22 protein-coding genes are annotated in these 23723 nt (G+C 62.2%); 11 read left to right on the forward strand and 11 right to left on the reverse strand.

Annotated elements, in window-relative coordinates:
* The 6 genes from paaC to ABX74_RS28205 all read right to left on the reverse strand — a co-directional run.
* Positions 1 to 870: 1,2-phenylacetyl-CoA epoxidase subunit PaaC (gene paaC / locus ABX74_RS28180; RefSeq protein ID WP_047890227.1), on the reverse strand; the 870-nt coding region annotated here is incomplete at its 3' end.
* A 28-nt stretch (positions 871 to 898) separates the two neighbouring features.
* Positions 899 to 1216 (reverse strand): 1,2-phenylacetyl-CoA epoxidase subunit PaaB, encoded by a 318-nt coding sequence (paaB, locus tag ABX74_RS28185; RefSeq protein ID WP_020909477.1) that lies wholly within the window; start codon positions 1214 to 1216, stop codon positions 899 to 901.
* The gene (paaA, locus tag ABX74_RS28190; RefSeq protein WP_047890228.1) at positions 1213 to 2181 is read right to left on the reverse strand and encodes a 1,2-phenylacetyl-CoA epoxidase subunit PaaA; all 969 of its coding nucleotides are present in this window, start codon (positions 2179 to 2181) and stop codon (positions 1213 to 1215) included. The genes paaB and paaA overlap by 4 nt, the downstream gene beginning before the upstream one ends.
* A gap of 92 nt (positions 2182 to 2273) precedes the next feature.
* The gene (locus tag ABX74_RS28195; RefSeq protein ID WP_047890229.1) at positions 2274 to 3059 is read right to left on the reverse strand and encodes an enoyl-CoA hydratase/isomerase family protein; all 786 of its coding nucleotides are present in this window, start codon (positions 3057 to 3059) and stop codon (positions 2274 to 2276) included.
* A gap of 27 nt (positions 3060 to 3086) precedes the next feature.
* On the reverse strand, positions 3087 to 3944 hold the full coding sequence (locus ABX74_RS28200) for a 3-hydroxyacyl-CoA dehydrogenase family protein (protein ID WP_019745760.1): 858 nt from the start codon (positions 3942 to 3944) through the stop codon (positions 3087 to 3089).
* The gene (locus tag ABX74_RS28205) at positions 3941 to 4669 is read right to left on the reverse strand and encodes an enoyl-CoA hydratase/isomerase family protein (RefSeq protein WP_029537162.1); all 729 of its coding nucleotides are present in this window, start codon (positions 4667 to 4669) and stop codon (positions 3941 to 3943) included. The genes ABX74_RS28200 and ABX74_RS28205 overlap by 4 nt, the downstream gene beginning before the upstream one ends.
* A 107-nt stretch (positions 4670 to 4776) precedes the next feature.
* Between ABX74_RS28205 and ABX74_RS28210 the strand changes: the two genes are divergently transcribed.
* The 4 genes from ABX74_RS28210 (at position 4777) to paaI (ending at position 8272) form a co-directional block, all read left to right on the forward strand.
* Positions 4777 to 5388: a TetR/AcrR family transcriptional regulator gene (locus tag ABX74_RS28210; protein WP_019745762.1), complete on the forward strand. Its 612-nt coding sequence runs from the start codon at positions 4777 to 4779 to the stop codon at positions 5386 to 5388.
* A gap of 88 nt (positions 5389 to 5476) precedes the next feature.
* Positions 5477 to 7519, forward strand: a complete 2043-nt coding sequence (gene paaZ / locus ABX74_RS28215; RefSeq protein ID WP_047890230.1) for a phenylacetic acid degradation bifunctional protein PaaZ — start codon at positions 5477 to 5479, stop codon at positions 7517 to 7519.
* Positions 7520 to 7525: 6 nt separating this feature from the next.
* A complete protein-coding gene (locus ABX74_RS28220) occupies positions 7526 to 7837 on the forward strand; it encodes an EthD family reductase (RefSeq protein WP_003943191.1) in 312 nt (103 codons plus the stop codon).
* Between the two features lie 66 nt (positions 7838 to 7903).
* A complete protein-coding gene (gene paaI / locus ABX74_RS28225) occupies positions 7904 to 8272 on the forward strand; it encodes a hydroxyphenylacetyl-CoA thioesterase PaaI (protein WP_047890246.1) in 369 nt (122 codons plus the stop codon).
* A gap of 18 nt (positions 8273 to 8290) precedes the next feature.
* On the opposite strand, the gene ABX74_RS28230 is transcribed toward paaI, so the two are convergent.
* Positions 8291 to 10081, reverse strand: a complete 1791-nt coding sequence (locus ABX74_RS28230) for a CocE/NonD family hydrolase (RefSeq protein WP_047890231.1) — start codon at positions 10079 to 10081, stop codon at positions 8291 to 8293.
* Positions 10082 to 10163: 82 nt separating this feature from the next.
* Positions 10164 to 10610, reverse strand: a complete 447-nt coding sequence (locus tag ABX74_RS28235; protein ID WP_047890232.1) for a cupredoxin domain-containing protein — start codon at positions 10608 to 10610, stop codon at positions 10164 to 10166.
* A gap of 149 nt (positions 10611 to 10759) precedes the next feature.
* Between ABX74_RS28235 and ABX74_RS28240 the strand changes: the two genes are divergently transcribed.
* Positions 10760 to 11221, forward strand: coding sequence for a hypothetical protein (locus tag ABX74_RS28240; protein ID WP_223258041.1), 462 nt, complete (start codon positions 10760 to 10762; stop codon positions 11219 to 11221).
* 7 nt (positions 11222 to 11228) lie between these two features.
* On the forward strand, positions 11229 to 12368 hold the full coding sequence (locus ABX74_RS28245) for a cation:proton antiporter (protein ID WP_047890233.1): 1140 nt from the start codon (positions 11229 to 11231) through the stop codon (positions 12366 to 12368).
* Here ABX74_RS28245 and ABX74_RS28250 read toward each other — a convergent pair.
* On the reverse strand, positions 12352 to 13113 hold the full coding sequence (locus ABX74_RS28250; protein WP_031333849.1) for a DUF2127 domain-containing protein: 762 nt from the start codon (positions 13111 to 13113) through the stop codon (positions 12352 to 12354). The two genes, ABX74_RS28245 and ABX74_RS28250, sit on opposite strands and share 17 nt — an antisense overlap.
* Before the next feature lie 75 nt (positions 13114 to 13188).
* On the opposite strand from ABX74_RS28250, the gene ABX74_RS28255 reads away from it, so the two are divergent.
* The 3 genes from ABX74_RS28255 to ABX74_RS28265 all read left to right on the forward strand — a co-directional run bounded on the left by ABX74_RS28255 (position 13189) and on the right by ABX74_RS28265 (position 16910).
* Complete coding sequence (locus tag ABX74_RS28255; protein ID WP_047890234.1) at positions 13189 to 13998, forward strand: alpha/beta fold hydrolase; 810 nt, start codon at positions 13189 to 13191, stop codon at positions 13996 to 13998.
* Between the two features lie 102 nt (positions 13999 to 14100).
* Positions 14101 to 15474 (forward strand): 4-aminobutyrate--2-oxoglutarate transaminase, encoded by a 1374-nt coding sequence (gene gabT, locus ABX74_RS28260; protein ID WP_047890235.1) that lies wholly within the window; start codon positions 14101 to 14103, stop codon positions 15472 to 15474.
* Entirely contained in the window at positions 15471 to 16910 is a 1440-nt protein-coding gene (locus ABX74_RS28265) for an aldehyde dehydrogenase family protein (RefSeq protein WP_021345864.1), read from the forward strand. Before gabT ends, ABX74_RS28265 begins: the two co-directional genes overlap by 4 nt.
* Here the strand turns inward: ABX74_RS28265 and ABX74_RS28270 are convergent.
* On the reverse strand, positions 16886 to 18418 hold the full coding sequence (locus ABX74_RS28270; RefSeq protein ID WP_223258042.1) for a PucR family transcriptional regulator: 1533 nt from the start codon (positions 18416 to 18418) through the stop codon (positions 16886 to 16888). The genes ABX74_RS28265 and ABX74_RS28270 overlap by 25 nt on opposite strands.
* Positions 18419 to 18566: 148 nt before the next feature.
* Here ABX74_RS28270 and ABX74_RS28275 point away from each other — a divergent pair, with 148 nt between their 5' ends.
* Complete coding sequence (locus tag ABX74_RS28275; RefSeq protein WP_021345866.1) at positions 18567 to 20006, forward strand: amino acid permease; 1440 nt, start codon at positions 18567 to 18569, stop codon at positions 20004 to 20006.
* Positions 20007 to 20127: 121 nt separating this feature from the next.
* On the forward strand, positions 20128 to 21252 hold the full coding sequence (locus ABX74_RS28280; protein ID WP_019745775.1) for a GGDEF domain-containing protein: 1125 nt from the start codon (positions 20128 to 20130) through the stop codon (positions 21250 to 21252).
* 1 nt (position 21253) lies between these two features.
* Here the strand turns inward: ABX74_RS28280 and ABX74_RS28285 are convergent, their stop codons facing one another.
* Positions 21254 to 23590: a putative bifunctional diguanylate cyclase/phosphodiesterase gene (locus tag ABX74_RS28285; protein ID WP_223258043.1), complete on the reverse strand. Its 2337-nt coding sequence runs from the start codon at positions 23588 to 23590 to the stop codon at positions 21254 to 21256.
* Between the last annotated feature and the right edge of the window lie 133 nt (positions 23591 to 23723).

Below are 23723 nucleotides of genomic sequence, written 5' to 3' on the forward strand. Positions count from 1 at the left end.
AAGAAGAAGTCCCAGCGCCCCGGTGTGCAGTCCGGCACGTCCGCCGCGGCCGCCGACGAAACCGGAGAAACGTGAAGGCGGCTCTTCCATTTCGGCCGCATGGAGGACCTGGGCAAGAACAGCGTCGAACTCCGGCCGAACAGTACGCGGATCCACTCCGACGCCAACTTCTGCCAAAACGAGTTCGTCCTGAGTGGGAACAAAGAGTTCGTCCACGAACGGGAAGATCTCGAGCAAGGCGTCGGCCGTCCGACGCTTGGATTCTGCCGTGCCGGCGCCCAAGGTGACGACCCATCTTGCCGCGTAGTCGCGGTGATAGGTCAGTTCCTTGACACCTTTGTTCGCCACAGCTGAGAGAACCGGATCGCGCGACGTGCGCAGCCGATCGAACAGCGCCAGCCGCCAGGTCGAGAACACGAGTAGCCGAACGACCGTGTGCGCGAAGTCGCCGTTGGCGAGTTCCACCAGTCTCACGTTCCGGAAACCGAACTGATCACGAAAGAAGGCGAGCGCATCTTCGGCCGGCACCGGCGACGTATCCGAGATGAACGGAACCACAGTGGAATCAGCTGCTGCCGCGCGAGCCAGCAGCAGCCTGGCCTGCCCGATCAAGTCCAGGCCGACGTTGGCGAGAGCTACCTCTTCTTCGAGTTCCGGTGCTCGCGTGGACCATTCGGCGAGTCGTTGCGAACTGACGAGCGCGTCGTCGCCAAGCATGAGGCAGTAGCGCGCCAGCGCACCGAGATCGACATCGCCGGGCACCGTGGTGTCGACTCCGGCGAGGGGGTCGTCGAAGCTGGTTCCGAACGCCCACTGACCGTGGCCGTCACCGTCGACCAGGCCGTCGTAGGCACTGTCGTGATCGTTCATCTGTTGGTCCTCGAAGTCGAAGTGATTCTCACATGTGGGGAACGGAGTCCGGGATGTCGTAGAAGGTCGGGTGCCGGTAGACCTTGTCGCCGCTCGGCGCGAAGAACGGATCCTTTTCTGCCGGACTCGAAGCCACGATTTTCGCGGATGGCACGACCCAGATACTCACGCCTTCGTTACGTCTGGTGTAGACGTCGCGCGCGTGGCGTAGCGCCATCTGGTCGTCTGCCGCGCGCAGGGATCCGACATGCACGTGGTTCAGTCCGCGCTTTCCCCTCAGAAATACCTCGTACAAAGGCCATTCGCCCCGCACCTGATCGCCCTGTACCTGATCGTTCTCGCTCATGATGTTTCCCCAGTCGTGCGATCGTGCGCGAGTCTTTCGCGCTGTGCAAAGGCGTAGGCGGCGTCGCGAACCCAGGCCCCGTTGTCGTGTGCGGCTTTCCGATTGGTGATCCGCTCGACGCTCGCCGCTCCGTTGCCGCGGACCACATCCATGAATTCGCTCCAGTCCGGCTCACCGAAATCGTGTGCGCCACGCTCGGGGTTCCAGCGCAGGTCGGGATCAGGGAAGGTCACACCGAGTACCTCGGCCTGCGGTATCGACATGTCCACGAATCGCTGCCGCAGTTCGTCGTTCGTGTGCCGCTTGATGCGCCACTTCATCGACTGCTCGGTGTTCGGCGACTCGTCGTCCGGCGGTCCGAACATCATCAGAGCGGGCCACCACCATCGGTCGACGGCTTCCTGCACCATCGCACGTTGAGCTTCCGTACCGCGCATCATTGTCGCCAACAACTCGAAGCCTTGCCGCTGATGGAACGATTCCTCCTTGCACACACGGATCATCGCGCGCGCATACGGACCGAAGGAGCTGCGGCACAGCGGAACCTGATTGCAGATAGCGGCTCCGTCGACCAGCCAGCCGATCACACCCACGTCGGCGTAGGTAAGCGTCGGATAGTTGAAGATCGAGGAGTACTTCTGCTTTCCCTCGATCAGTTTGGTGGTCAGATCGCCACGATCGGCACCGAGCGTCTCGGCCGCGGAGTAGAGATACAGACCGTGCCCGGCCTCGTCCTGGACCTTCGCCATCAAGATCGCCTTGCGTCGCAACGAAGGCGCACGGGTGAGCCAGTTTCCCTCGGGCTGCATTCCGATGATCTCGGAGTGCGCATGCTGGGCAACCTGACGAATCAGAGTCTTGCGGTAGCCGTCCGGCATCCAGTCGCGAGGCTCGATGCGCTGGTCTGCCGCGATCGTCTCGTCGAACAGGTTCTGCAGGTCTTGTGGAGCTTCCACGTTGGTCATCGTACCTACCTTTTATTACCGAATGATCGGTTGGTAACTAGTATGCACCGAGGTGTCCCAGCGCACAAGAGAATCTTTCGACGCACCAGAAATCAGCGGCCCTCGAAAACCGGCTTCTGCTTCGACAGGAAAGCCGTGACCGCGCCTTGATGATCTGCCGTGGAACCCAGCTCCACCTGCGCGTTCGCCTCGGCCTCCAGCGCCTGGGAAAGCCCAGGAGCAACGGCACGGATCAGCGATTTCACGTGGGCGAAGGCCGCGGTGGGTCCGTCGGCAAGTCGACGGGCAAGTACCCGAGCCTCAGCTGCGACGTCCTCGTCGGCCACCACGCGATGAACCAATCCCCACTCCAGTGCGCTCTGCGCGTCGAACTTGTCGCCGAGCAACATCAGGCCACTGGCACGGCTGGGTCCGAGCGCGTGCACGAGCGCATGACTGAGCCCGGAGTCACTGGCCAGACCGATGCCGGTGAATGCCGTCGCAAAGCTCGCGCGAGCCCCCACGACACGGATGTCTCCGGCCAACGCGATCCCCAACCCGGCTCCGACGCAGGCCCCTCCGATACCCACCACTACCGGGACAGCGAGCGTCGACAGCGCCGTGACGATGGGGTTGTAGTGTGCGGCGACGGTGTCCATCGCGTGCGCCGGATCAGCATCCAACGCTGCCGCGTGCTCGCCCAGATCCTGACCGACGCAGAAGTTCTTGCCTTCGGCGAGAATCAACACCGCTCGAACGCCTGCGTCCGCGCGGACCTGCAGCAACGCTTCGAGCAGCTGAGACTTCATTTCGCCGTTGACGGCATTGGCTGCCTCAGGCCGGTCGAGAGTGATTGTCGCCAAACCTCGCTCGATCTCCAAGCGGATCACGTCAGTCATCGATGTTCCTTTCGCAGGCAGTTCGGTTCAGCTCCATGTGTGAAAACCCTGTCCCGTCTTGCGCCCCAACTCGCCGCGAGCCACCTTCTCTCGCAGCAATGCTGGAGGAGTAAATCGATCACCGAGAGTGCTCGCGAGGTGTTCGGCGATCGCCAGGCGCACATCCAACCCGACCAGATCTGTCGAACGAAGCGGCCCCATCGGATGCCGGTACCCCAATTCCATGGCCCGGTCGATCGATTCCGCGTCCGCCACACCTTCTTCGAGCATGCGGATGGCTTCGAGCCCGAGACCGACGCCAAGCCGGCTGGTTGCAAAACCAGGTGAGTCGTTGACGAGCACCTCGGCCTTGCCGAGCATCGACACCCATGCCCGTACCGAGTCGACAACCTCGGGGCGGGTCTGAGGCGCCCGGACGATCTCGACCAACAGCGACGCCGGGACTGGATTGAAGAAGTGCATACCGATGAACCGGCTCGGATCCGTCAGCGCTGCGCCGAGTTCGGCGATCGACATGGAACTGGTGTTGCTGGCGATCACGGTGCGTTCTCCGGCAACGGTTTCCGCAGCGGCGAGCACCTCGACCTTGAGGGCCGCAATTTCCGGGACCGCCTCGACGATCAGGTCGAGCGACGGGGGTAAGGAGCTCACTGCGCCTACGACGCTCACGCGCGCGAGGACCGTCGCGGGATCCTGGTCGCCGAGTTTCCCTCGCTCGTGGGCGCGGTCGAGGCCGGTGGAAACACGCTGTAACGCTGCCTCGGCGTCGCCGCTCTCCGCGATGGTGACCGCCCCGCCGAGACCGGCGAACACCTGGGCGATACCTGCACCCATACGTCCACCGCCGATGACTCCGACGGTCTTCGGTGCAACTGCTTCAGTCATGATTTCTTCTCCAGGAAGGCCGTCATGCGATCGTGCTTGTCCGAACTCTCGAACAGGACAGCTTGGGCGATGTCGTCGGCAAACGGATGCGATCCCGGCGCGTCGACGATGATCTTCGTCAATCGCAGTGCCAGCGGGGACAGTCGGGAAATACGGTCGAGCAGCCGATGCGCTGCATCGACATGGCAGTTCGGTTCGGTCACCTCGACAACCAGGCCCGCTCGTAGCGCCTGCTCGGCGTCGAGGTTCCTGGCACCGAGGAGCACTTGCTTCGCGATCGAGACTCCGACGAGCTTCGGCAGCCGATAGCTGGCGCCGGCGGCTGCCATTATGCCGAGATTGGGCTCGGGATTACCGAAGACCGCCGTCGTTGTCGCGACGCGAATGTCACAGGCGTAGGTCAACTCTGCCCCGCCGCCGAGCGCATAGCCGCTCACGGCGGCCACGGTGGGCAGCGGGAGCTTTCCGATACGGTCGAACAGGGTCCGGTTGATACCCGCAAACGCTTCCTCTCGTCCGCGCGCTCGGAGCTCCGCGATGTCAGCGCCGCCCGCGAAGTGGTCTCCGCGCCCGGCAAGCAGGAGCAGCTTCGGATCCCGTTCGAGGCGTCCACAAACCTGATGCAGTTCGTCGATCATTTCCGCGTTGATCGCGTTGCGTTGCGCGGGCCTGTCGAGGGTGACCACGACGCGATCCTCGCGCTCGTCCACGTGCAGGGTGTTCACATTCGCTCCTTCTCGCTCTCTTACATTAATAACCGAACATTCGGTCGTTTGGCAAGGGTGAAAACGAGGTTGGTGCACAGCTTTGCCCGAACTGAGAAGATGGGGGCATGACTACGGCACGCCCCACTCGACGCACCGGCCTCCCCGGACGTCCCGGCTACGACCTCGATTCGCTCTTAGCCGTGGCTGTAAAGGTGTTCAACGACAAGGGCTACGACGGCGCCAGCATGGAGGTGCTCGCCAAGAAGCTCGGCATCACGAAGTCCTCGATCTACCACCACGTGTCCGGCAAGTCGGAACTTCTCGAACTCGCACTTTCGCGTGCCCTCAACGCCCTGTTTGCGGTCACGACCGAAGAAGGCGCCACCACCGGTCCGTACATCGACCGGCTCGAATACCTGGTCCGGCGCAGCGTAGAGGTGCTGGTCGCAGAGCTTCCGTACGTCACCCTGCTCCTGCGCGTCCGCGGCAACACGACGGTCGAGCGGGCCGCACTCGCCCGTCGACGCGAATTCGACAACTTTGTCGGAGGCCTCGTCTCGTCCGCCGCAGCGGAGGGAGACCTGCGCCCGGACATCGAACCGGCCCTCGCCAGCAAGCTGATGTTCGGCACCGTCAACTCACTGATCGAGTGGTACAAACCCCGAGCGGGCGAGTCCGTCTCCGACATTGCCGACGCGGTCGTCGCCGTCACTTTCGACGGACTTCGCAAGGCCTGATTCCAGGCAGTTCTGCCGAATCCTTGACAACGCGGCGTTACCGGGCGATCGTAATTACCGACCGAACGTACGGTGAGATGGAGTTGTCGTGAGCAGACTGTTGGAAAGCTATGTAGCCGGTCGCTGGTACGCCGCACCGGACGCAGGTACCCCGTTGCCGAGCGCAGTGGACGGATCGGAGGTGGCCCGGATCTCCGCAACCGGCGTCGACCTCGCCGAGATGGTTACGTACGCACGCGAGGTCGGCGGGCCTGCACTGTCTGCGATGACCTTCCATGAACGTGCCGGCGCGCTCAAGGCTCTCGCCCTCACGTTGATGGCAGGAAAAGCCGAGTTCTACGCACTCTCCACTGCCACCGGCGCGACGACGCGAGATTCCGGCGTGGACATCGACGGTGGATTCGGAACCCTGCTGAGCTACGCGAGCAAGGCTCGGCGCGAATTGCCCGACAGCACAGTCTTTCTGGATGGAAACGTCGAAGCTCTGGGCAAGGGCGGAACTTTCCTCGGGCAACACATCTATACGTCACGCCGCGGCGTCGCCGTACAGATCAACGCCTTCAATTTCCCGGTGTGGGGGTTCCTGGAGAAGCTGGCACCGGCATTCATCGCGGGTGTGCCGTCCATCGTCAAACCTGCCAGTTCCACGGCATATCTCACCGAACTCGTCTTCCGGCGCATCATCGAATCAGGCTTGCTCCCGGAGGGTTCCGTCCAACTGCTCTCCGGTAGTGCACGGGGCCTCCTCGATCACCTCGGCGGGCAGGACTCAGTGGCATTCACCGGATCCGCCGACACCGCCGCAACGCTGCGTGCTCACCCGAACGTCGTCGGCAAGGGCGTCCATTTCAATGCCGAGGCCGATTCACTCAACGCGTCGATCCTTGGCGAGGACGCCGTACCAGGAACGCCCGAATTCGATTTGTACGTCAAACAACTCGTCACCGAAATGACAGTCAAGGCGGGTCAGAAGTGCACGGCGATCCGGCGCGCCCTGGTGCCGGTCTCGCTGGTCGACGCCGTTGTCGATGCCGCATCCGAGCGACTGAACAAAGTGGTCGTGGGACACCCCGATGCCGACGGCGTCACGATGGGTGCGCTCGCCAGCATCGAGCAGCGCGATGAAGTCTTGAAATCCATTCGCGGTCTGACGAAGTCGGCAACTATCGTATTCGGAGACCCGGACAACGTCGACGTGATCGGTGCCGACGGCCAGTCAGGGGCCTTCCTTTCCCCTGTCCTTCTCCGGGCGGAAGAGAATGCGCACGAGGTACACGAGCTGGAGGCCTTCGGACCCGTCAGCACCGTCATCGGATACGACGGCATCGATCATGCGATCGAACTCGCGGCCCGTGGCGAGGGAAGCCTCGTCGCCTCGGTGGTCACTGCCGACACCGACATCGCACGTCGACTGGTGCTGGGCCTCGCAGCTTTTCACGGCAGAGTGCTCGTCCTGAACCGCGACGACGCCAACGAATCCACCGGCCACGGCTCTCCCCTTCCTGTCCTCGTACACGGCGGTCCGGGCCGTGCCGGCGGCGGTGAGGAGCTGGGTGGCATCCGCGGAGTTCTACACCACATGCAGCGGACGGCCGTGCAGGGCACACCCGACGTGCTCACCGCGGTCGGCGAGCGCTGGTTCACCGGGTCAGCGCGCACGACCGGATCCGAACATCCATTCCGAAAGAGTCTCGCCGAGTTGAAGATCGGCGACACCGTTGTCGGCGGTCCGCGCCAGGTCACACTCGCAGACATCGATCATTTTGCAGAGTTCACCGGTGACACCTTCTACGCACACACCGATCCGGTGGCCGCAGCGGCGAACCCGCTGTTCGGCGGCATCGTCGCACACGGCTATCTGGTTGTCTCACTCGCTGCCGGTCTGTTCGTCGACCCGGCTCCCGGCCCGGTTCTCGCGAACTTCGGCGTGGACAGCCTCAGGTTCCTGACCCCGGTGAAAGCCGAAGACAGCCTGACGGTCACCCTCACAGCCAAGACCATCACACCTCGCAGCAGCGCCGACTACGGTGAGGTTCGTTGGGATGCCGTGGTGACGAACCAGGACAACGATCCGGTCGCGACATACGACGTCCTGACTCTGGTAGCCAAGACTCGCCCCGAAGGGAATTGAAAGCACATGACCTATCGAGTAGCAGTATGTTACGGACGCCCCACCGATCCGGAGGCTTTCGACAAGTACTACAACGAGATCCACGTCCCGCTCGCCAGCGCAGTGCCAGGACTCTCGGACTTCACGTTCAGCAAGTGCTCGACGCTTGACGGCTCCGATCCAGTCTTCTACGCCGTCGCCAACCTGGTGTTTCCCGATCTCGAGACGATGCAGAGCGGCCTGAAGTCCCCGGAGATGGGCGCCGCTGGAAAAGATGTCGCAAACTTTGCCACCGGCACAGTCGACATGTACGTCCAGGAAGTTGTCTCGGTCCTCTAGACCCCTGCAATTCTCCGATCCCACAGGAGTTGTCTCGTGAGTACAGGAAGCATCACCGCCAGAGAGATGTTCGACGCGGACCAGGCGTCGCAGGCACTCGGTATCGAGATTTCCGAGCTGGCGCCCGGTAGCGCAACCGTGACCGTCACCGTGGGCGAAACCATGGTGAACGGTCACGGAATCACACACGGTGGTTATGTTTTCCTGCTCGCGGACACCGCGTTTGCGCTCGCCTGCAACGGCTACGAGGATTCAGCCGTTGCAGCGCGCGCGGACATCCGATTTCTACGTCCGACCCGTCTGGGCGACACCTTGACCGCGGTCGCCACCGAGAAGGCACGAGGCGGTCGAAGTGGGATCTACGACGTGACCGTTCGCAACGGCGACACCGTCGTGGCCGAGTTCCGCGGCGACAGTCGAACCATTTCTCGCTGAAATTCAGCCCACGGTGTTTCAGCTCACGACGGGAAGTTCGAGGGGGCCGGAACCGTCGGCAAAGATCGTCACCGGCATACCTTGCAGTCCCCCACGGAAACTGATGTCGCCACCGGTGATCGCGAGACGCACGGAATGCCCTGGCTCGAATCGATGCACTATCGCCGGCATCGTCACCGGTACCGGTTGGGACGGATCACTGATGCGTATGGGCGCAATCAGTCCGTTGATCAGCGAGGAAGTTCCGTCCGGGGCCACGTCGTAGAGTTTCGCGAACACCACCGGCTGTCCGGGCGCCGCAACACGCAGCGTCAGAGTGGGGGCTCCCACCACGTCCATCGCCTCGGTCATCGGCGCAGTGGTCCAGAGCGCCTCGGTTCCCGGAATCTGTGCATTCGGAATGTTTCCGGCCGGATTGATATTGAGCGGCTCGACGCCTGTCGGCAGCCCACCCGGTGCCGTGACGATCGTCTTCGGACCAGGTACCACCGGCGTGCCGTCCGGCAGCAGTCCCCCGTCAGCGGACAGATGGAAGGCGCGGGCGGTCCCGACATCGACGGTGTCGGACGTCGCGTATGCCGGCGCCGCGTTTCCCTCGTAGTCGATCCAGTTACGGAAATACGCGAATTCCGGTCCCGTCTCCGTGTTCTCGTCCTTGAGGTAGTGATCGAACCAGTCCATGAAGCGACCGGTTTCGTATTGCGCGTCTTCGTCGGGAGCGGAAAAGCTGAATTCGCCGGGCGCAGCGGCCAAGTGGCTGTGCCCCCACGAATGCCAGATCATCTTGGCATCGACGCCACGATCCTTCAGCGCGTCGTAAGTCGCGGTTGCCTCGTTCAGATCGAACAGGGTGTCCTGTTGTCCCTGAGCAAGCAGTACTGGAATGTTGATCCGGTCGACGAACGACGAGACCGACGACGCTCGGAGCTCACTCACTACCTGCGGTCCGATGTCGCCGGTCACCACCGCCTCGGCGATCGCGTTGCACATGTAAGGGACGTAGTTCGGGCAGCCGGGTAGCCGTGCGGGATCTGCGATGTAGCCGTCCACACCGGGATTCGCGATGCCCGCGCCGAAGAGCAGCGATGCAAAGAGCACCTTCGCTGCTCCCGGCTCCGCTGTCGACACACCGGAGATGATTCCCGTGCTGTTGGGCGCCAGAGAATACGAGAGATCGTTCCAGGTGATCATGGGGATGATCGTGTCGATACGGGGATCGACACTCGCGGCGGCGAATTGAATGCCGCCGCCGTAGGAGCCACCCGTCATTCCGACCCGCGGGTCGTTCGTCGACGGTGCACCGGTGTGATCGACGGAGTCCTGTACCACCGCGGTGAGCGCCGGATAGGGCTGCGTCAGAGCCTGATCCGTGAAGGCAATCCCTTCTTGGCCGCCGAGGAAGCTGACCAACTGGGAGGCGGCGACGCCGTCGTACGCGGGAGAGTCGAGTGTGATCTTGCAACTCGAGCCACCGAAACCCAATCCCGAATACGTCAGTCCGACATACCCGTTCTCGGCGAAGTTCTGCAGCGCGGGAATCTGGTCCTTGTACGAACCACCGAACCCGTTGGTGGTCAGGATCGCGGGCGCTGGGTTGTCCGCATCGACGCCGTCGGGAACAAAAAGTTCACCGACGACGGTGCACGGAGTCGAGAGTTCAGGCCCGACATCGACCGAGAAGTGCAGCAGCTGTGACGAATACGAGCCGTTCGGTGAATCCGCGAGCGCCGGCGGCGAAAAGCCGAGGGCACAAACCACGAGCGTGACGACACTGATCGCAATTCTCCGGCGCACCTGAAAACCGTACACCCGGATCTGTTCTCCACCAGCCTGATCGGGTGCGCGCCGCCGAAATTTCCGGAGCAAAAGCTACGCCGGACGGGGCCGACCTCTACTTGACCGTCAAGGTGCCGCGCATACTCGGGTGGTAGGTGCAGTGGAACGTGTACGTTCCAGGCTCGTTCGGCACCGTGATGGTTTCCGTCTCACCCGCTTCGATGTCCTCGTTGAACAACCCTGCGGTATCGGACGTGACCGAGTGCTCGACGGTGTCGTTGTTCTGAATGGTCAGTACCTGTCCGGGCATCACCGACTCCGGCGTCGAATATCCGAAACCGCTGATCACGATTCCCATCGACGACGCTCCCGGCGTCGACATACCCAGAGGCATACTCGGCATCGACATACTGGTCGGCATGCTGGTCATCGCCATGCTGGTCATCGCCATGCCGTCGTGATCGGCCGAATCGTTGTCCGACGAATCGTTGTTGTCACTGCACGCGGTCAGTGCGAACACCGCCAGGATCAGCGCTGCGAGCACTGCGAGAATCCGCTTCATTGCTTCGCCTCCTGCTCGTTCCCCCGCAGTCTGCTGATTACCCGCCGCCTAGGGGGCCAAACAGCTCCGATGTGGTGCCTGCGGCGCTGATAGTGCACGATTTCTGCACCAGCTCCACTCGCGGACCGACACTGAAGGAAACAGCACAGATGGCCAAGAGCAAAACGTCGAAGGCAGCCCAGCCGAAGGCTCCCAAGACAGCAGAGCCGAAGGTAGCCGAGAAGGCTCCTGCCGTTCTCTGGAAGGACCTGCCGGACGAGCACGACTACCCGGCGGCCCGCGATTACCTCCAGTTGGGCGCGACACCGGTTCAGGTCCAAGCTCTCGTGTACGCCCTCAAGACGGCGACGCTGGTCTCGAAGAAGGCCAAGGACATCCTGCGGGCCGCCGGGCTACCCCTGCTCCCGGTCGACAACCCGCACGTTGCTGCCGACCTGTTGAAGATCCGCAAGGGGATCGCGCTGTCTCCGATCCTGCTGGTGCAGGGAGACTTCCGCGCCGGAGTACCGGCGCAGATCGCCGACGGCTACCACCGTGTCTGTGCGAGCTACCACGTGGACGAGAACACCGGCATCCCTGCAAAGATCGCTCCCTCGACAGTGACGTCGTAGGTCGTCGATGACCTTCGGCATCCTTGCCCTCGTCGCGCTGGCCGGCATTCTCGGCCCGCTGCTCGGCGCTCGCGTCAGCTGGCATGTCCCCGTGGTGGTCGGCGAACTTGCCGCGGGCGTCGTCTTCGGTGTCACAGGTTTCGGGCTGCTCGACTCTTCGGACCAGACTTTCACGTTCCTGGCCGATATCGGGTTCGCGCTCGCGATGATGGTGGCCGGCTCACACGTCCCGGTCCGCGATCCGGCAGTTCGTGCGGCAATCGGCAAGGGTGCCGTTCGTTCGGTTGTCGTCGGACTCCTGTCGGTTGTTGCCGGCTACGGTGCGGCGACGGCATTCGGCACCGGTCACGCCGCGCTGTACGCGGTCCTGATCGCGTCGTCGTCCGCGGCGTTGATTCTCCCCATCGTCGATTCGCTGGGGCTCGGTGGAACCTCGGTTCTGCAGATGACTGCCCAGGTCGCGATCGCGGACACCGTCTGCATTGTCGCGCTGCCTCTGGTGATCGATCCGGACAATGCCCCTCGTGCCGGTGTCGGCGCATTGGCGGTGGCGGCGTGTGCGGTTGCCTTGTTCTTCGTACTGCGAGCCTTCCACCGGTCCGGCCATTGGCGAAAGCTCCACAAATTCTCGGAGAAACGAAAGTTTGCACTCGAACTCCGGATCAATCTGGTGATCCTCTTTTCTCTGGCAGCGCTGGCCTCCAGCACTCACGTGTCGATCATGCTCGCGGGCTTCGCCTTCGGACTGGTCCTGGCCGCAATCGGTGAACCCCGCCGCCTCGCCAAACAACTCTTCGCGATCACCGACGGCTTCTTCGCGCCTCTCTTCTTCGTCTGGTTGGGAGCGGCGATCAATCTGCGCGACCTCGTCACCCATCCGTCCGCCATCTGGCTCGGATTGGTCTTGGGTGGAGCAACTCTCGTGGTTCACGCCGCGATACGCGTCCTCGGTCTTCCGCTCCCGCTCGGCGTGCTGTCCGCCGCACAACTGGGAGTACCGGTTGCCGCAGTGACGGTGGGCACTCAATTGGGGGTGATGGGCGACGGTGAACCCGCAGCCATCCTCCTCGCCGCCATGATCACGATCGGGGCAGCAACACTGGCTGGTGCTGCCGCGTCGAAAGCCGGTCTCACGAAGCCTGTTTGACCGCGGCCCGCTCCACCGTCAGCAGGCTCTCCTCCGAATGTTCGGCGTGATACGCCGCGCCGCCGCCGCGGACACCGAATAGCCGCTTGCTCCAGATCAGCCACACGACGGCGGCGACGTTCACCAGCAGCAGCCCGGCCCTCAACCACGTGATCTTCTCGGTCAATTCGTAGATTTCGAGGGGCAGGAACAAGCTGGTCGCCACCACTGCGAAGTACTCGCCCCAGCGTTTGACCATCCACAGCCCGACGGCCTCGATCACTTGCAGGCCGGCGTAGACCAACAGACCGACCGCGATCCAGGTGAGCGTCGTCGCCGACAACGAAAACGCCTGCTCGATGTGATGAACCAGTTTGGAATCGTCGATGTTCCAACCCAGCTGGCGGGCCAATGGTCTGATCAACGGCAATTCGTTCTCGAAGGCGTCCTCGACGCGCCCCTTCGACGATCTGAGTTTGAACACCCCGATCGCCAGAAGAACCAACCCCAGAGCGCGGAACATTCTCTCGGTGGCAAGAAGTCGCATGATCAACCGGTCGCGAAGCAGCCGTCCCCGCGGAACCTCGGGAGCGGCGTCCGCCGGCCCGGACGCTCGCGGCGCTCCCGGGACGAAGTTGCCGCAACGTAGGCACCGCCATGCCTGGCCCACCGCAGTGTCCACATGTAGTCGCCCCCGCAGCTCAGGTTCGTCCGGAGCGTAGGTCTCGTGACCGTGCCAACTGCACGAGCGCAATGCGAAGTCCACGGGTGAACTCTATGCCGCATATGCCCGGTAGCGTGGATACCCGCTGACCGTGCACTTCGAACGATGAGGATTCCGATGACAACCACCAAGATCGAAACCCGGCATGGCGTCATGGCAGTCGACGACAGTGCCACCGATGGTTTCCCGGTTGTCTTCATCCACGGAAACTCGGCCAGCCGCTCCATCTTCCGTCATCAGGTCGACGCCGGCTGGGCGGGCGACTACCGCATGATCACTCTGGACCTGCTCGGCCACGGCGACTCCGAGGACGCGAGCGAACCCGAAGCCGCGTACACGCAGAACGGTTACGCCGACGCCATCGTCGATGTTCTGGCCGAACTCGGCGTCGAACGAGCGGTTGTCGTCGGGTGGTCGCTCGGCGGACACATCGCCCTCGAGTTGATCGCGAAATTCCCCGGGCTCACCGGAATCGTCATCACCGGTACGCCACCGGCAAATCCCGAGACGCTCGGCGACGCATTCAATGCCGGCGACGGATTGTCCATCGGCGGCACCGAGGTCATCACCGCGCAGGAAGCCGAACTCTACGCACGGATGACCGCCGTTCCCTTCGAGCAGTCTGCCCTCGACGCCGCGATACGCACGGACGGGCGCGCTCGCAAGATCATGTTCGACGCATTCGGCGCGGGCCGCGAATCAGATCAGAAGGCCCTGGTTGCAACGGCGTCTGTGCCTCTCGCGGTGATCGACGGCGCCGAGGACCCGTTCGTGAACACTTCGTATGTCGCGTCGTTGACCTTCGCGAATCTCTGGGAGGGCACCTACCACGTGATCCCGGGAGTCGGGCATGCAGCGTTCTGGGAAGCACCCGAGATCTACAACCCACTGTTGCAGCGGTTCCTCGGCAGTTTCGCGAATAACTAGCTGGACGCGGCGTCCTATGAGGTAGAAGCCACTCGACAATCCGGCCATGTCCGGTCTGTTAATCGCCGTCCTACAGTTCGGAAAACAACTGGAGGCACTGCGATGACCATTCTCGAGCACGGCACGGAAACGTGCACCGGTGGACCGACCCTTCCCCAGATACGACGCCTCGTCACCGAAGTGCCTGGCCCCAACTCGCGCACTTTGGCGAAGCGCCGGAGCGCCGCACTGCCGGCCGGACTGACCAGCGGATCCAGCATTTACGTAGCTGCAGCGGGCGGAGGAGTTGTCGTCGACGTCGACGGCAACTCGTTCATCGACTTCGGCAGCGGCATCGCCGTGACCACCGTCGGAAACAGCGCGCCGCGCGTGGTCGAACGCACCACACGCCAGCTCAGCCAGTTCACCCATACGTGTTTCCTCGCAAACCCCTACGAGGGGTACGTCGAGGTCTGCGAAGCGCTCAACCGCCTGACCCCGGGAGATCACGAGAAACGTACAGCGCTGTTCAACACCGGCAGCGAGGCGCTCGAGAACGCCGTGAAATACGCACGTGCCGCGACCGGTCGCCCGGCAGTTGTCGTCTTCGACCACGCATTCCACGGTCGCACGTTGATGACCATGACGATGACGGCCAAGAACCAGCCGTACAAGGCCACATTCGGCCCGTTCGCACCAGAGGTCTACCGGGTTCCGATGGCCTACCCCTACCGTTGGCCGAGCGGCCCCGAAAACGCTGCCGACGAAGCATTCGCCCAATTCCGTCTTGCGATCGACACTCAGATCGGTGCCGAATCGGTAGCCGCTGTGGTCGTGGAACCGATTCAGGGTGAGGGAGGTTTCATCGTTCCCGCTCCGGGATTCCTGAAGCGCATCGCCGAATTCTGCCGTGAGCGGGGCATTCTCGTCGTCGCGGACGAGGTCCAGACCGGTATCGCTCGAACCGGAGCCTGGTTCGCCAGCGAGAGTGAGGACTTCGTCCCCGACATCATCACAACTGCAAAAGGTCTCGCCGGCGGAATGCCACTCGCCGCCGTGACCGGCCGTGCCGAAGTCATGGACGCCGCGCATCCCGGTGGTATCGGCGGTACGTACAGCGGCAATCCCGTGGCCTGCGAGGCCGCCCTGGCAGTTTTCGAGACGATCGAGGTGGAAGGCCTCCTCGACCGCGCAAAGGACATCGGCGAAATCCTGACCACAGGGCTGTCCGAAATCGCTTCGGACACGAATATAATCGGCGACATTCGTGGACGCGGCGCCATGATTGCAATCGAGCTGATCCACGACGAAGACAAGGCTCCCAATCGCGAGGCCGTCGCCCAGATCGTCAGCTACGCCCACGCGCACGGCCTACTTCTCCTCGCTGCCGGCACCTACGGAAACGTCGTTCGATTCCTCCCGCCGCTGAGCATCTCCGACGAATTGCTGGCCGAAGGACTCGGCATCCTTCGCGACGCTGTGACAGCAGTCCGATGAGCGTCGTTGTTCACAGCTTGATCGGCGGAGCTTGGGTCACGGGTAGCGAAGGCACACTGACGGACACCAACCCGGCTCGCCCCGACGAAGTTGTCGCCACCGGAGGCCGCGCCGGCGCATCTGAAATGGCGACCGGTGTTCGCGTCGCCCGCATCGCCGCGAACGACTGGGCGCGCCTACCGATGTCCGCACGCGGCGCATACCTCACTCGCGCAGCGGAAATCATCGAAACCAACGCCGATGCCTGGGGCGAAGAACTCACCCGCGAAGAGGGGAAAACGCTGGCCGAGGGTATCGGAGAAGTGCGCCGGGCTGCGCAGATTCTGCGTTACTACGGCAACGCCGCAGACCGCGAGTCCGGGACGGTGTATTCCTCCCCACGTAGCGGCGAGCAAATTCTTGTCACTCGCAAACCTCTCGGCGTGGTAGGCGTCGTCACGCCGTTCAACTTCCCGATCGCGATCCCGGCGTGGAAGATTGCGCCCGCCTTGGTATACGGAAACACTGTTGTCTGGAAACCGGCTGCCGCGGTGCCCCTTCTGGCCTTCCGTCTCGCGCAGGCATTGACCGAAGCGGGCCTACCCGATGGCGTCCTGAACATGATCCTTGCCGACAGCGCGGCAGGTGAAGCGCTGGTCGACCACCCGGACCTCGACGCCGTCACCTTTACCGGTTCCACCGGCGTCGGCCGAAGAATCGCGGGATCTGCTGCAGCGCGCGGAGTTCCGGCCCAGGCGGAAATGGGTGGAAAGAACGCAGCCATCGTACTTGCCGACGCAGATCTCGGGCTTGCAGTCGAGCAGGTCATGTTGGGAGCATTCCGGTCAACCGGCCAGAAATGCACGGCCACTTCGCGTCTGGTGCTCCACGAATCCATCGCCGAGGAATTCTTGGCGAGGCTGACCGTCGAGGTCGAAGAATTGAGAGTCGGAGATCCACTCGATCCCGACGTCACTACAGGTCCTGTGGTCAGCGCATACGCACAGCAAACGATCATCGAGGGAATCGATCGAGCCGTCGGCGGCGGCGGCGCCAGAGTTGTGGCCAGCGCCGAAGCGCCGGAATCGGGCCACTACGTCCGGCCGACGGTGCTGGAACTGTCGGCGAGCACCGAACTATGGTTCGAGGAACTTTTCGGCCCGGTGCTTGCGGTGCAGCGGGCAGCAACAACTGCAGACGCATTCCGCTTGGCGAATGAGGGCGAATTCGGTTTGTCCGCAGCGCTGTTCACTCAGGACCTGACCAGCGCACTTGCCGGTATCGATGACCTGGACGTGGGGATCCTGCACGTCAACTCGGAATCGGCAGGCGCTGATCCTCACGTACCTTTCGGCGGTGCGAAGAAGAGTGGATACGGGCCCAAGGAACAAGGCGACGCGGCGCGGGAGTTCTTCACTCACACCACCACCGTCTATCTCAGGGGCGGCCGAGCGTGATCTGAATTCGATTCCGCCTGCAGCAGTTCACGAGCTTTGAGTGCGATCCACAACTCGGACCGTGTGTGGGCGGAATCGAGATCTCGGCCGATCAACTCGGCGGCCTTGTCCATGCGGTTACGCAGCGTGTGCCGGTGAACACCCAACTGCGTTGCAGCGGACTCCCATTGTCCATTGTGGTGCAGGAACGCTTCGATCGAGTCCACCAGACGGGAACCGTTCTCGGCATCGTAGCCTTCCAGCACACCGAGGCCGCCGGCCGCGATCGACTGCAGAACATCGTTCGACTGCACACTCAACAAGAGACTGAAAGTCCCGAGTTCCGAGAACGGAACGAGCGTGTGTCCATCGACCTGCCCCACTTTGGCAGCAGAGACGGCCTCGCGCAGACTCGCTGCTACACCGCTCATCGGCCGGACGCTACCGATTCCGCCGTTGATACTCCGGCGTGAATTCTCCCGCACTCTCGCATACACACTGCGCGCGACCTTCTCCGCAACTTCACTTTTCACGACGAACCACACGCCGGTGCCGTCATTCAGTGGAGCCAACAGGTACGGCACCGCCACTTCTTCGAGGGCCGCTGAAGTGATATCGGTTGCCGCCAGCAAAGGCCCGACATCGGTCAAGGCAGTTGCAACCACCGGGGATCCGGATTCGAATCCGAAGTACCGCAACAGACTTTCGTCTACTTCGCCGCCAGCCTGGCGCACCATCGTCGCGACCGCCAACCTCAGCCGTTGTTCGGCATCGACAACCCGCAACGGCTTGGCGAGCTCGATGGTCAACAGCGACACCGCGTGGCCGACCAGCAGTCGTTCGGACTGATCCAAGGCAGCATCGGACGCCACCGCCAGCGTGCCGCTCACGGCAAGCTTGTGAATGGCCAGATGGCCGTCGTCGTCCACCACGACCCGGCTGCGCTCCTTGCCTGATCGCTCCCTGATGCGTTCGGGCAGAGACGAACTCGCACTTTCCGTCAGAGCGAGCACCGCTCCGTCCCGATCGAGAACGCACACTGCTGCGTGAACCGCTCGACCCAGTGCAGCGATCAGGGCCGGCACTCCGTCGAGCAGGGCACGCGCCAACTTCTCCTGGGCATCGACCACCGCCTGCACCGTTCGTATCTGGTCGGCGGTCAGCTCGTCGATCACGGCCCGCGAGATGGCGATGAACGGCGTCTCCTTGGCGACGGAAAGCACGGCAAAACCCAGTTCGTCGCCGGCCCTGATGATCGCGTTCGGCACCTTCTCGTGCACGGTGCCGGTGTCGAATGCCAGTGCCACGGCGCCGGTCCGCGCAATGCGCTCGACGTACTCGTACTGCTTTGTCGCCGATCGCGAAAGGTGCAGCCCCGTCGTCATGACAAGCTCTCCACCGGCGAGCCATCGACTCGGATCCTGCAACTCGATTGCGTGCGCCCAACTGATCGGCAGATCGACGTGGCCATGACCTGCAACAACCGAGAGACCGAGAGAGTTGGTAGCCGCCAAGCGCCGGACAGTCATCGGCATTACCGGAACCTCCGAAGGCAGTGGACAGAACTGACAGTCTTCAGTTCCAATTTGTACATCAGGTCCATGTTCTGGATCACACGACGAGCTTAGCGTCTCTCCGAAAGAACTGATCGCGTCATGCAATAGGAGCTGAGCCCAGATGCCCGACAGCAGCACCGAAACAGCCGAAGCCGCCAGCGTTCATTCGACGCTCAAGACAGGCTTGAAGAAGCGCCACCTCACCATGCTTTCCATGGGTGGTGTCATCGGCGCCGGTTTCTTCGTCGGGCTGAGCGGAATCATCAACCAGGCCGGCCCCGGCGCAGTCATCACTTGCGCGATCTGCGGCATCATCGTGTTCCTGGTGATGCGCATGCTCGGTGAAATGGCCGTCGCCAAGCCGTGTACGGGATCATTCACCGAGTACGCGCGAATGGCGTTGGGCGACTGGGCGGGTTTCACCACGGGCTGGCTCTACTGGTATTTCTGGGTGATCGTCGTCGGCATCGAATCCGTCGTCGGAGCTACCCTGCTCTCCCGGTGGATCCATGGTGTACCGCTCTGGCTCATGTCAGCAGTACTCCTGTTGGTGATGACCGGGGTCAACCTTCTCTCCGTCAGCAACTTCGGTGAGGCCGAATACTGGTTTGCAGGTATCAAGGTCGCCGTCATCATCGGCTTCATCGTGCTCGGCAGTCTGTTCGTCTTCGGCATCTGGCCCGGCAGTGAAGTCGATTTCAGTAATCTGACCGGCCACGGAGGATTTCTGCCGAACGGCTTCACCCCCGTGCTGGTGGGCGTTGTCGCCGTGATCTTCTCCATGACCGGAGCCGAGCTGGTCACAATCGCCGCAGCGGAATCCGCCGAACCGGCCGGAGCGATCAGACGAGCCACGAACACCGTCGTCTTCCGCATTCTCGCGTTCTTCGTTGTCGCCACCTTCCTCCTCGTGACGATGCTGCCGTGGGATTCGTTCGTCGTCGGCGATTCTCCGTTCATCTCCGCACTCGACCTGCTCGGAATTCCCGGCGCCGCCGACATTCTCAATCTCGTGGTTCTGGTCGCTGTGCTGTCCTGCCTCAACTCCGGCCTGTACACGGCGTCACGGATGCTCTTCGCACTCTCCGTCTACAACGACGCGCCGGCATGGATGACACGGACCAACAGTCGCGGCGTGCCCGTGAAGGGCGTACTCGCCTGCACCGTGGCCGGGTATTTCTGTATCGCGGCCGGTTACATCTGGCCAGACACGATCTTCCTGTTCCTCGTGAATTCGTCCGGCGCAATCTGTTTGTTCGTTTACATCCTGATCTGTGTATCCGAACTACGCCTCCGACGCCGATGGGAACGCGAAAGTCCCGAGATTCTGAAATTCCGTGTCTGGTTGTATCCCGGCCTACCGATAGTGGTCACCGGCCTGATTCTCGTGATCCTGGTGGGAATGGGTCTCAACGAACCGACGCGCGCGGAGTTCGTCCAAAGCCTGGTCGCGCTGGGAGTCATCCTCGTCGCTTACAGCGTGAGAAGGTCTCGTACGCGAAAAGTCGTATCGTTCGCGACCGCCTCGAACAACGCACACAGCAGTTCGAAGAAGGCTTGAAACAAGCATCGAGTAAGCGCTCGACTCGATAAGAGAACCTCTTCCCCGAAAAAAATCGAACCGGTGGAACCGGTCGAACACAGATTTTCTCTTTACCTAAATTCAAGGCAAAATAGACAGCATGCCGAGCCCTGTCATCGCCTCCGAAGGGCACAGTTCTTGGCAAACACTTCACGAATGGTTCAACGAACCACACGACTACGAGTGGATAAAGCACCAGAGATCCGGCCGAGCAATCATTCCGATCTTCCGAACCTTGCTCGGAATGATGACGATCATCTTCGGACTCTCCGCGTTCTACAAATTGATCGGCCCGGATACGCCGCCGACCACTCCCGGCAAAGCACTTTCGATTTTCATGATCTGCACGTGTGTGGGAATCGCCGCATGCTGGTTCACACAACCATTTCCCGGACGCCGGGGGTTGCTTGCATTCGGGATATTCGCAGATCTCGGGATCGCGGCCGCAGTCCTTCTGGTGCCGGATCGCTCGTCCGCGACGTTCGGTTGCACCGTCTTCGCGGTCACCGGAACCTTTGCGACTCTTTTTGTCAGCGCAAGGTGGCTTGTCGCTCATGTCGTTTGGTCGACGACCATCACGACTACCGTTTTTGTTCTTGCCTATCTAGAAGGCGACGTCGATATCACGACGCTTCTGGCCCGTGGCACCGTTCTTTTCGGAGCTGTCACACTCGTTCCCATTTTTGCGCACCTGACCTGGCGCACTCTCTACCGCGATGCCCAGTATTCGGACCGGGATCCCCTCACTGGCCTGTTCAACCGTCGGGGACTGGAGGGGGCAGTCGGCGATCTCTTCGAGAGCACCCGAGACGATTCTTCGTCTCTCGCTTTCGTCGTCGTCGATATCGACAAATTCAAGACGGTGAATGATCTTCACGGTCATGCCGAGGGCGATCATGTCATCAGAAGAACCGCGAACCGATTGAGCACACATCTCGGCGAACACGGAATCATCGCTCGTACGGGCGGAGAAGAATATCTGGCTGTCATTGCCGGTGATCCCGAATCGACAACCCTGTTGATCGAAGGGATAAACGCGGCGCTGTCGGATTGTTCCGACGCGATCCCCACAACGGTGAGCGTCGGAGCTGTGATGATGACCGCCGAATCGAAGGCGTGGAGCGGCGGTGCTTCCGCAATCCTGGCGGCGACAAACGTCGCGGATTCGATGATGTATCAAGCGAAAGCGGCAGGCGGTAATACGATCCGCTCGGCTCAGATCTGATTCACAGCCACGTAAGTGGGTGGACGCTGCGCCCGGTTTCCGTGTCCGTGGCGGCAAGATACACATCGACGCGCTCAGCGGTCAGAGCCTTGCTGATGTGATAGCCCTGGACCAGGTCACACCCGACCCACTGAACGCGGCGGAACTGCTCGATGGTCTCGACGCCCTCGGCCAACGATTTCATACCAAGGGCCGCGGCCAATTCGACAATGGACTTCACCACGGACATCTTCGGATCGTCCGAGTCGGTGACCAGCATGCGATCGATCTTGAGAACGTCGATTGGAAGTCTCTGGAGCGTGGCGAAGGAAGAATAGCCGGTGCCGAAATCGTCGAGCGCGACGGTAACCCCGAGCTCACGCAGCTTGTAGAGATCCCGGATCGCGCGATCGTCCACAACACCTGTCTCGGTGATTTCGAGCTGCAGCAGATGCGGAGGCAAGCCCGAATCCGTCAGAGCTTTCTTCACCATCGCGCCGAACTCTCGCGACACCAACTGCACTGGCGAAACGTTGACCGAGACACCGATTCCGGTCGGCCACCCCGCAGCAGCCGCGGTCGCCATCGCCATCGCCTGCGCGCCGAGGGGAATGATCATTCCGGTTTCCTCCGCCACCGAGATGAACTGGCTGGGCCCGATGAGGCCGCGACTGGGATGGTTCCACCGTAGAAGAGCCTCGAAGGCCACCACTTCACCGGTCTGAGTGTCGACCTGAGGCTGATAGTGGAGATCGAACTGCCCTTCCTCGATCCCTCTGTCCAGCTCGTGGAGCGCAGTCGCCCGCGCCGATGCCCTCGCCCGCAGCAGCGGTGAGAACTTGCCTACTCGATTGCGCCCCGTCGACTTCGCTTCGTACAGAGCCAGATCCGCCAGCATCACCAATCCGTCTGCGTCTGTTGAATCCTCGGGCGCGCTGGAGTAACCGATCGTGGCCCGCACTTCTATTCGATTGCCTTCGACGAAGAATGGTTCGTGCAGCACTTCCAGGTACCGATCGAAGATCACTCCGGGATCGTCGCGCGACGACGTGCAGACGATCAGCCCGAATTCGTCGCCGCCCATCCGCGAGCACATGTCCGAACCTACGACCTTGCGCAGGCGTGTCGTGACTTCGAGAAGTAATTGGTCCCCGATCGGATGTCCAAGGGTGTCGTTGACCGATTTGAAATTGTCGAGGTCGAGAATCCCGACGAGAACCTGCTTGTCCGGCGCCCGAGAATTGATCGCTTCCTCGAGCGCCACACCGAACGCACGACGGTTCGGCAACCCGGTCAACGAGTCGGTGGCCGCAAGGCGAAGGATCTCCTGCTCGTGGACATACCTCTCCGTGATGTCGGAACCGACACCGCGCCAACCCAGAATCACACCGGATTCGAGAACCCGCGGATTACCGGAAAGAGACCACCAGCGCCGCCTACCGTCGACATGCACCGGCACGACGGTGTCCCGGAAGGGGGCACTCGATTCGAGTTTGTCGATCATCTGGGCCGCGGCCGCACGTCCCTCCGGACTCGACGCGATCTGGAGTCTGGTGAGGAGTTGCCCGAAGGTGAGTTGCTGCAACTCGTCCACCGTCATACCTGCGACCTCGGCGAGACGTGCCGAGGTGTGGGAGAACCGGCCGTTGGTGTCGCACTCCCACAGCCAGTCGCGGGAACCGCCTTCGAAACCGTCGAGCAACAACGCCACCGTCTGACGCTCGGATTCCGCCTGAAACTCTGCGAGACAACGTCTCTGGAACGAGGCCGACAGATAGACCGCCCCTACGGTGAGCGCAAACATGTAGATGCACAACTGAATCGCAAGTACGCGAAAGTGGGGTTCGGCGTGGACGATGAGAACAGTGAAGACGCCGAGGCCGTGAATGTAGATCCAGGTCAGGCTCACCGATCTCAGACTGGAGAACGTCACGGTCCCGGCGCCCATGATTCCTGCCATCGTCGCGATCAGAACCAAGTCGCGGAAGACGTCCATGTCGTGAAAGAGCAGGGCAAAAAGTGCGACGTCTAGGGTCGCGACAACGATCACTTCGACGAGCAGACCCACGTAGTCGTAGCGCGGTGTGTGCTTCGACGGTCGCCAGCGAAGCGGTATCCATACTCGAATCGAATTCGCGAGGACAAGAAAGATGAGGGCGCCGCCCAACCACCTGAGCGTCTGACGTCCAGGCGGGACGGTGTAGGTCAGAATCACGACCAAACTCGCCATGTACGCAAGATTGGCGAACGGCGCGACGGCCGCAGCCTCGTCGATCTGACGGCGAAACAGGCTGTTGCAGTCGGTCTCCGAAGCAGGATCTTGCCGACTCAATCGACTCAATCGACTCAGACGGTTCATCAGTGAGGCATCCCGACACCAGCGCAGGCGCCATCAGCGGGCGTCGAATCCGCTCGCCTGGCCATCCGAACCTCCCCTGGCTCCCCACCGAACCCTTATCCGGTGAAACGTCAGTGTTTCAGACTCGCTGCTT

The organism is Rhodococcus sp. ARP2, assembly GCF_001029585.1.
Taxonomy (GTDB): Bacteria; Actinomycetota; Actinomycetes; order Mycobacteriales; family Mycobacteriaceae; genus Rhodococcus_F; species Rhodococcus_F erythropolis.

Coding starts and splice junctions, on each gene's coding strand:
- ABX74_RS28255 (WP_047890234.1), top strand. CDS start 13,189: ATGACAACCACCAAGATCGAAACCCGGCATGGCGTCATGGCAGTCGAC.
- ABX74_RS28195 (WP_047890229.1), bottom strand. CDS start 3,059: ATGACTGACGTGATCCGCTTGGAGATCGAGCGAGGTTTGGCGACAATC.
- ABX74_RS28220 (WP_003943191.1), top strand. CDS start 7,526: ATGACCTATCGAGTAGCAGTATGTTACGGACGCCCCACCGATCCGGAG.
- ABX74_RS28235 (WP_047890232.1), bottom strand. CDS start 10,610: ATGAAGCGGATTCTCGCAGTGCTCGCAGCGCTGATCCTGGCGGTGTTC.
- ABX74_RS28200 (WP_019745760.1), bottom strand. CDS start 3,944: ATGACTGAAGCAGTTGCACCGAAGACCGTCGGAGTCATCGGCGGTGGA.
- ABX74_RS28280 (WP_019745775.1), top strand. CDS start 20,128: ATGCCGAGCCCTGTCATCGCCTCCGAAGGGCACAGTTCTTGGCAAACA.
- gabT (WP_047890235.1), top strand. CDS start 14,101: ATGACCATTCTCGAGCACGGCACGGAAACGTGCACCGGTGGACCGACC.
- paaI (WP_047890246.1), top strand. CDS start 7,904: ATGTTCGACGCGGACCAGGCGTCGCAGGCACTCGGTATCGAGATTTCC.
- ABX74_RS28275 (WP_021345866.1), top strand. CDS start 18,567: ATGCCCGACAGCAGCACCGAAACAGCCGAAGCCGCCAGCGTTCATTCG.
- paaB (WP_020909477.1), bottom strand. CDS start 1,216: ATGAGCGAGAACGATCAGGTACAGGGCGATCAGGTGCGGGGCGAATGG.
- paaA (WP_047890228.1), bottom strand. CDS start 2,181: ATGACCAACGTGGAAGCTCCACAAGACCTGCAGAACCTGTTCGACGAG.
- ABX74_RS28265 (WP_021345864.1), top strand. CDS start 15,471: ATGAGCGTCGTTGTTCACAGCTTGATCGGCGGAGCTTGGGTCACGGGT.
- ABX74_RS28210 (WP_019745762.1), top strand. CDS start 4,777: ATGACTACGGCACGCCCCACTCGACGCACCGGCCTCCCCGGACGTCCC.
- ABX74_RS28245 (WP_047890233.1), top strand. CDS start 11,229: ATGACCTTCGGCATCCTTGCCCTCGTCGCGCTGGCCGGCATTCTCGGC.
- ABX74_RS28285 (WP_223258043.1), bottom strand. CDS start 23,590: ATGAACCGTCTGAGTCGATTGAGTCGATTGAGTCGGCAAGATCCTGCT.
- ABX74_RS28240 (WP_223258041.1), top strand. CDS start 10,760: ATGGCCAAGAGCAAAACGTCGAAGGCAGCCCAGCCGAAGGCTCCCAAG.
- ABX74_RS28270 (WP_223258042.1), bottom strand. CDS start 18,418: ATGACTGTCCGGCGCTTGGCGGCTACCAACTCTCTCGGTCTCTCGGTT.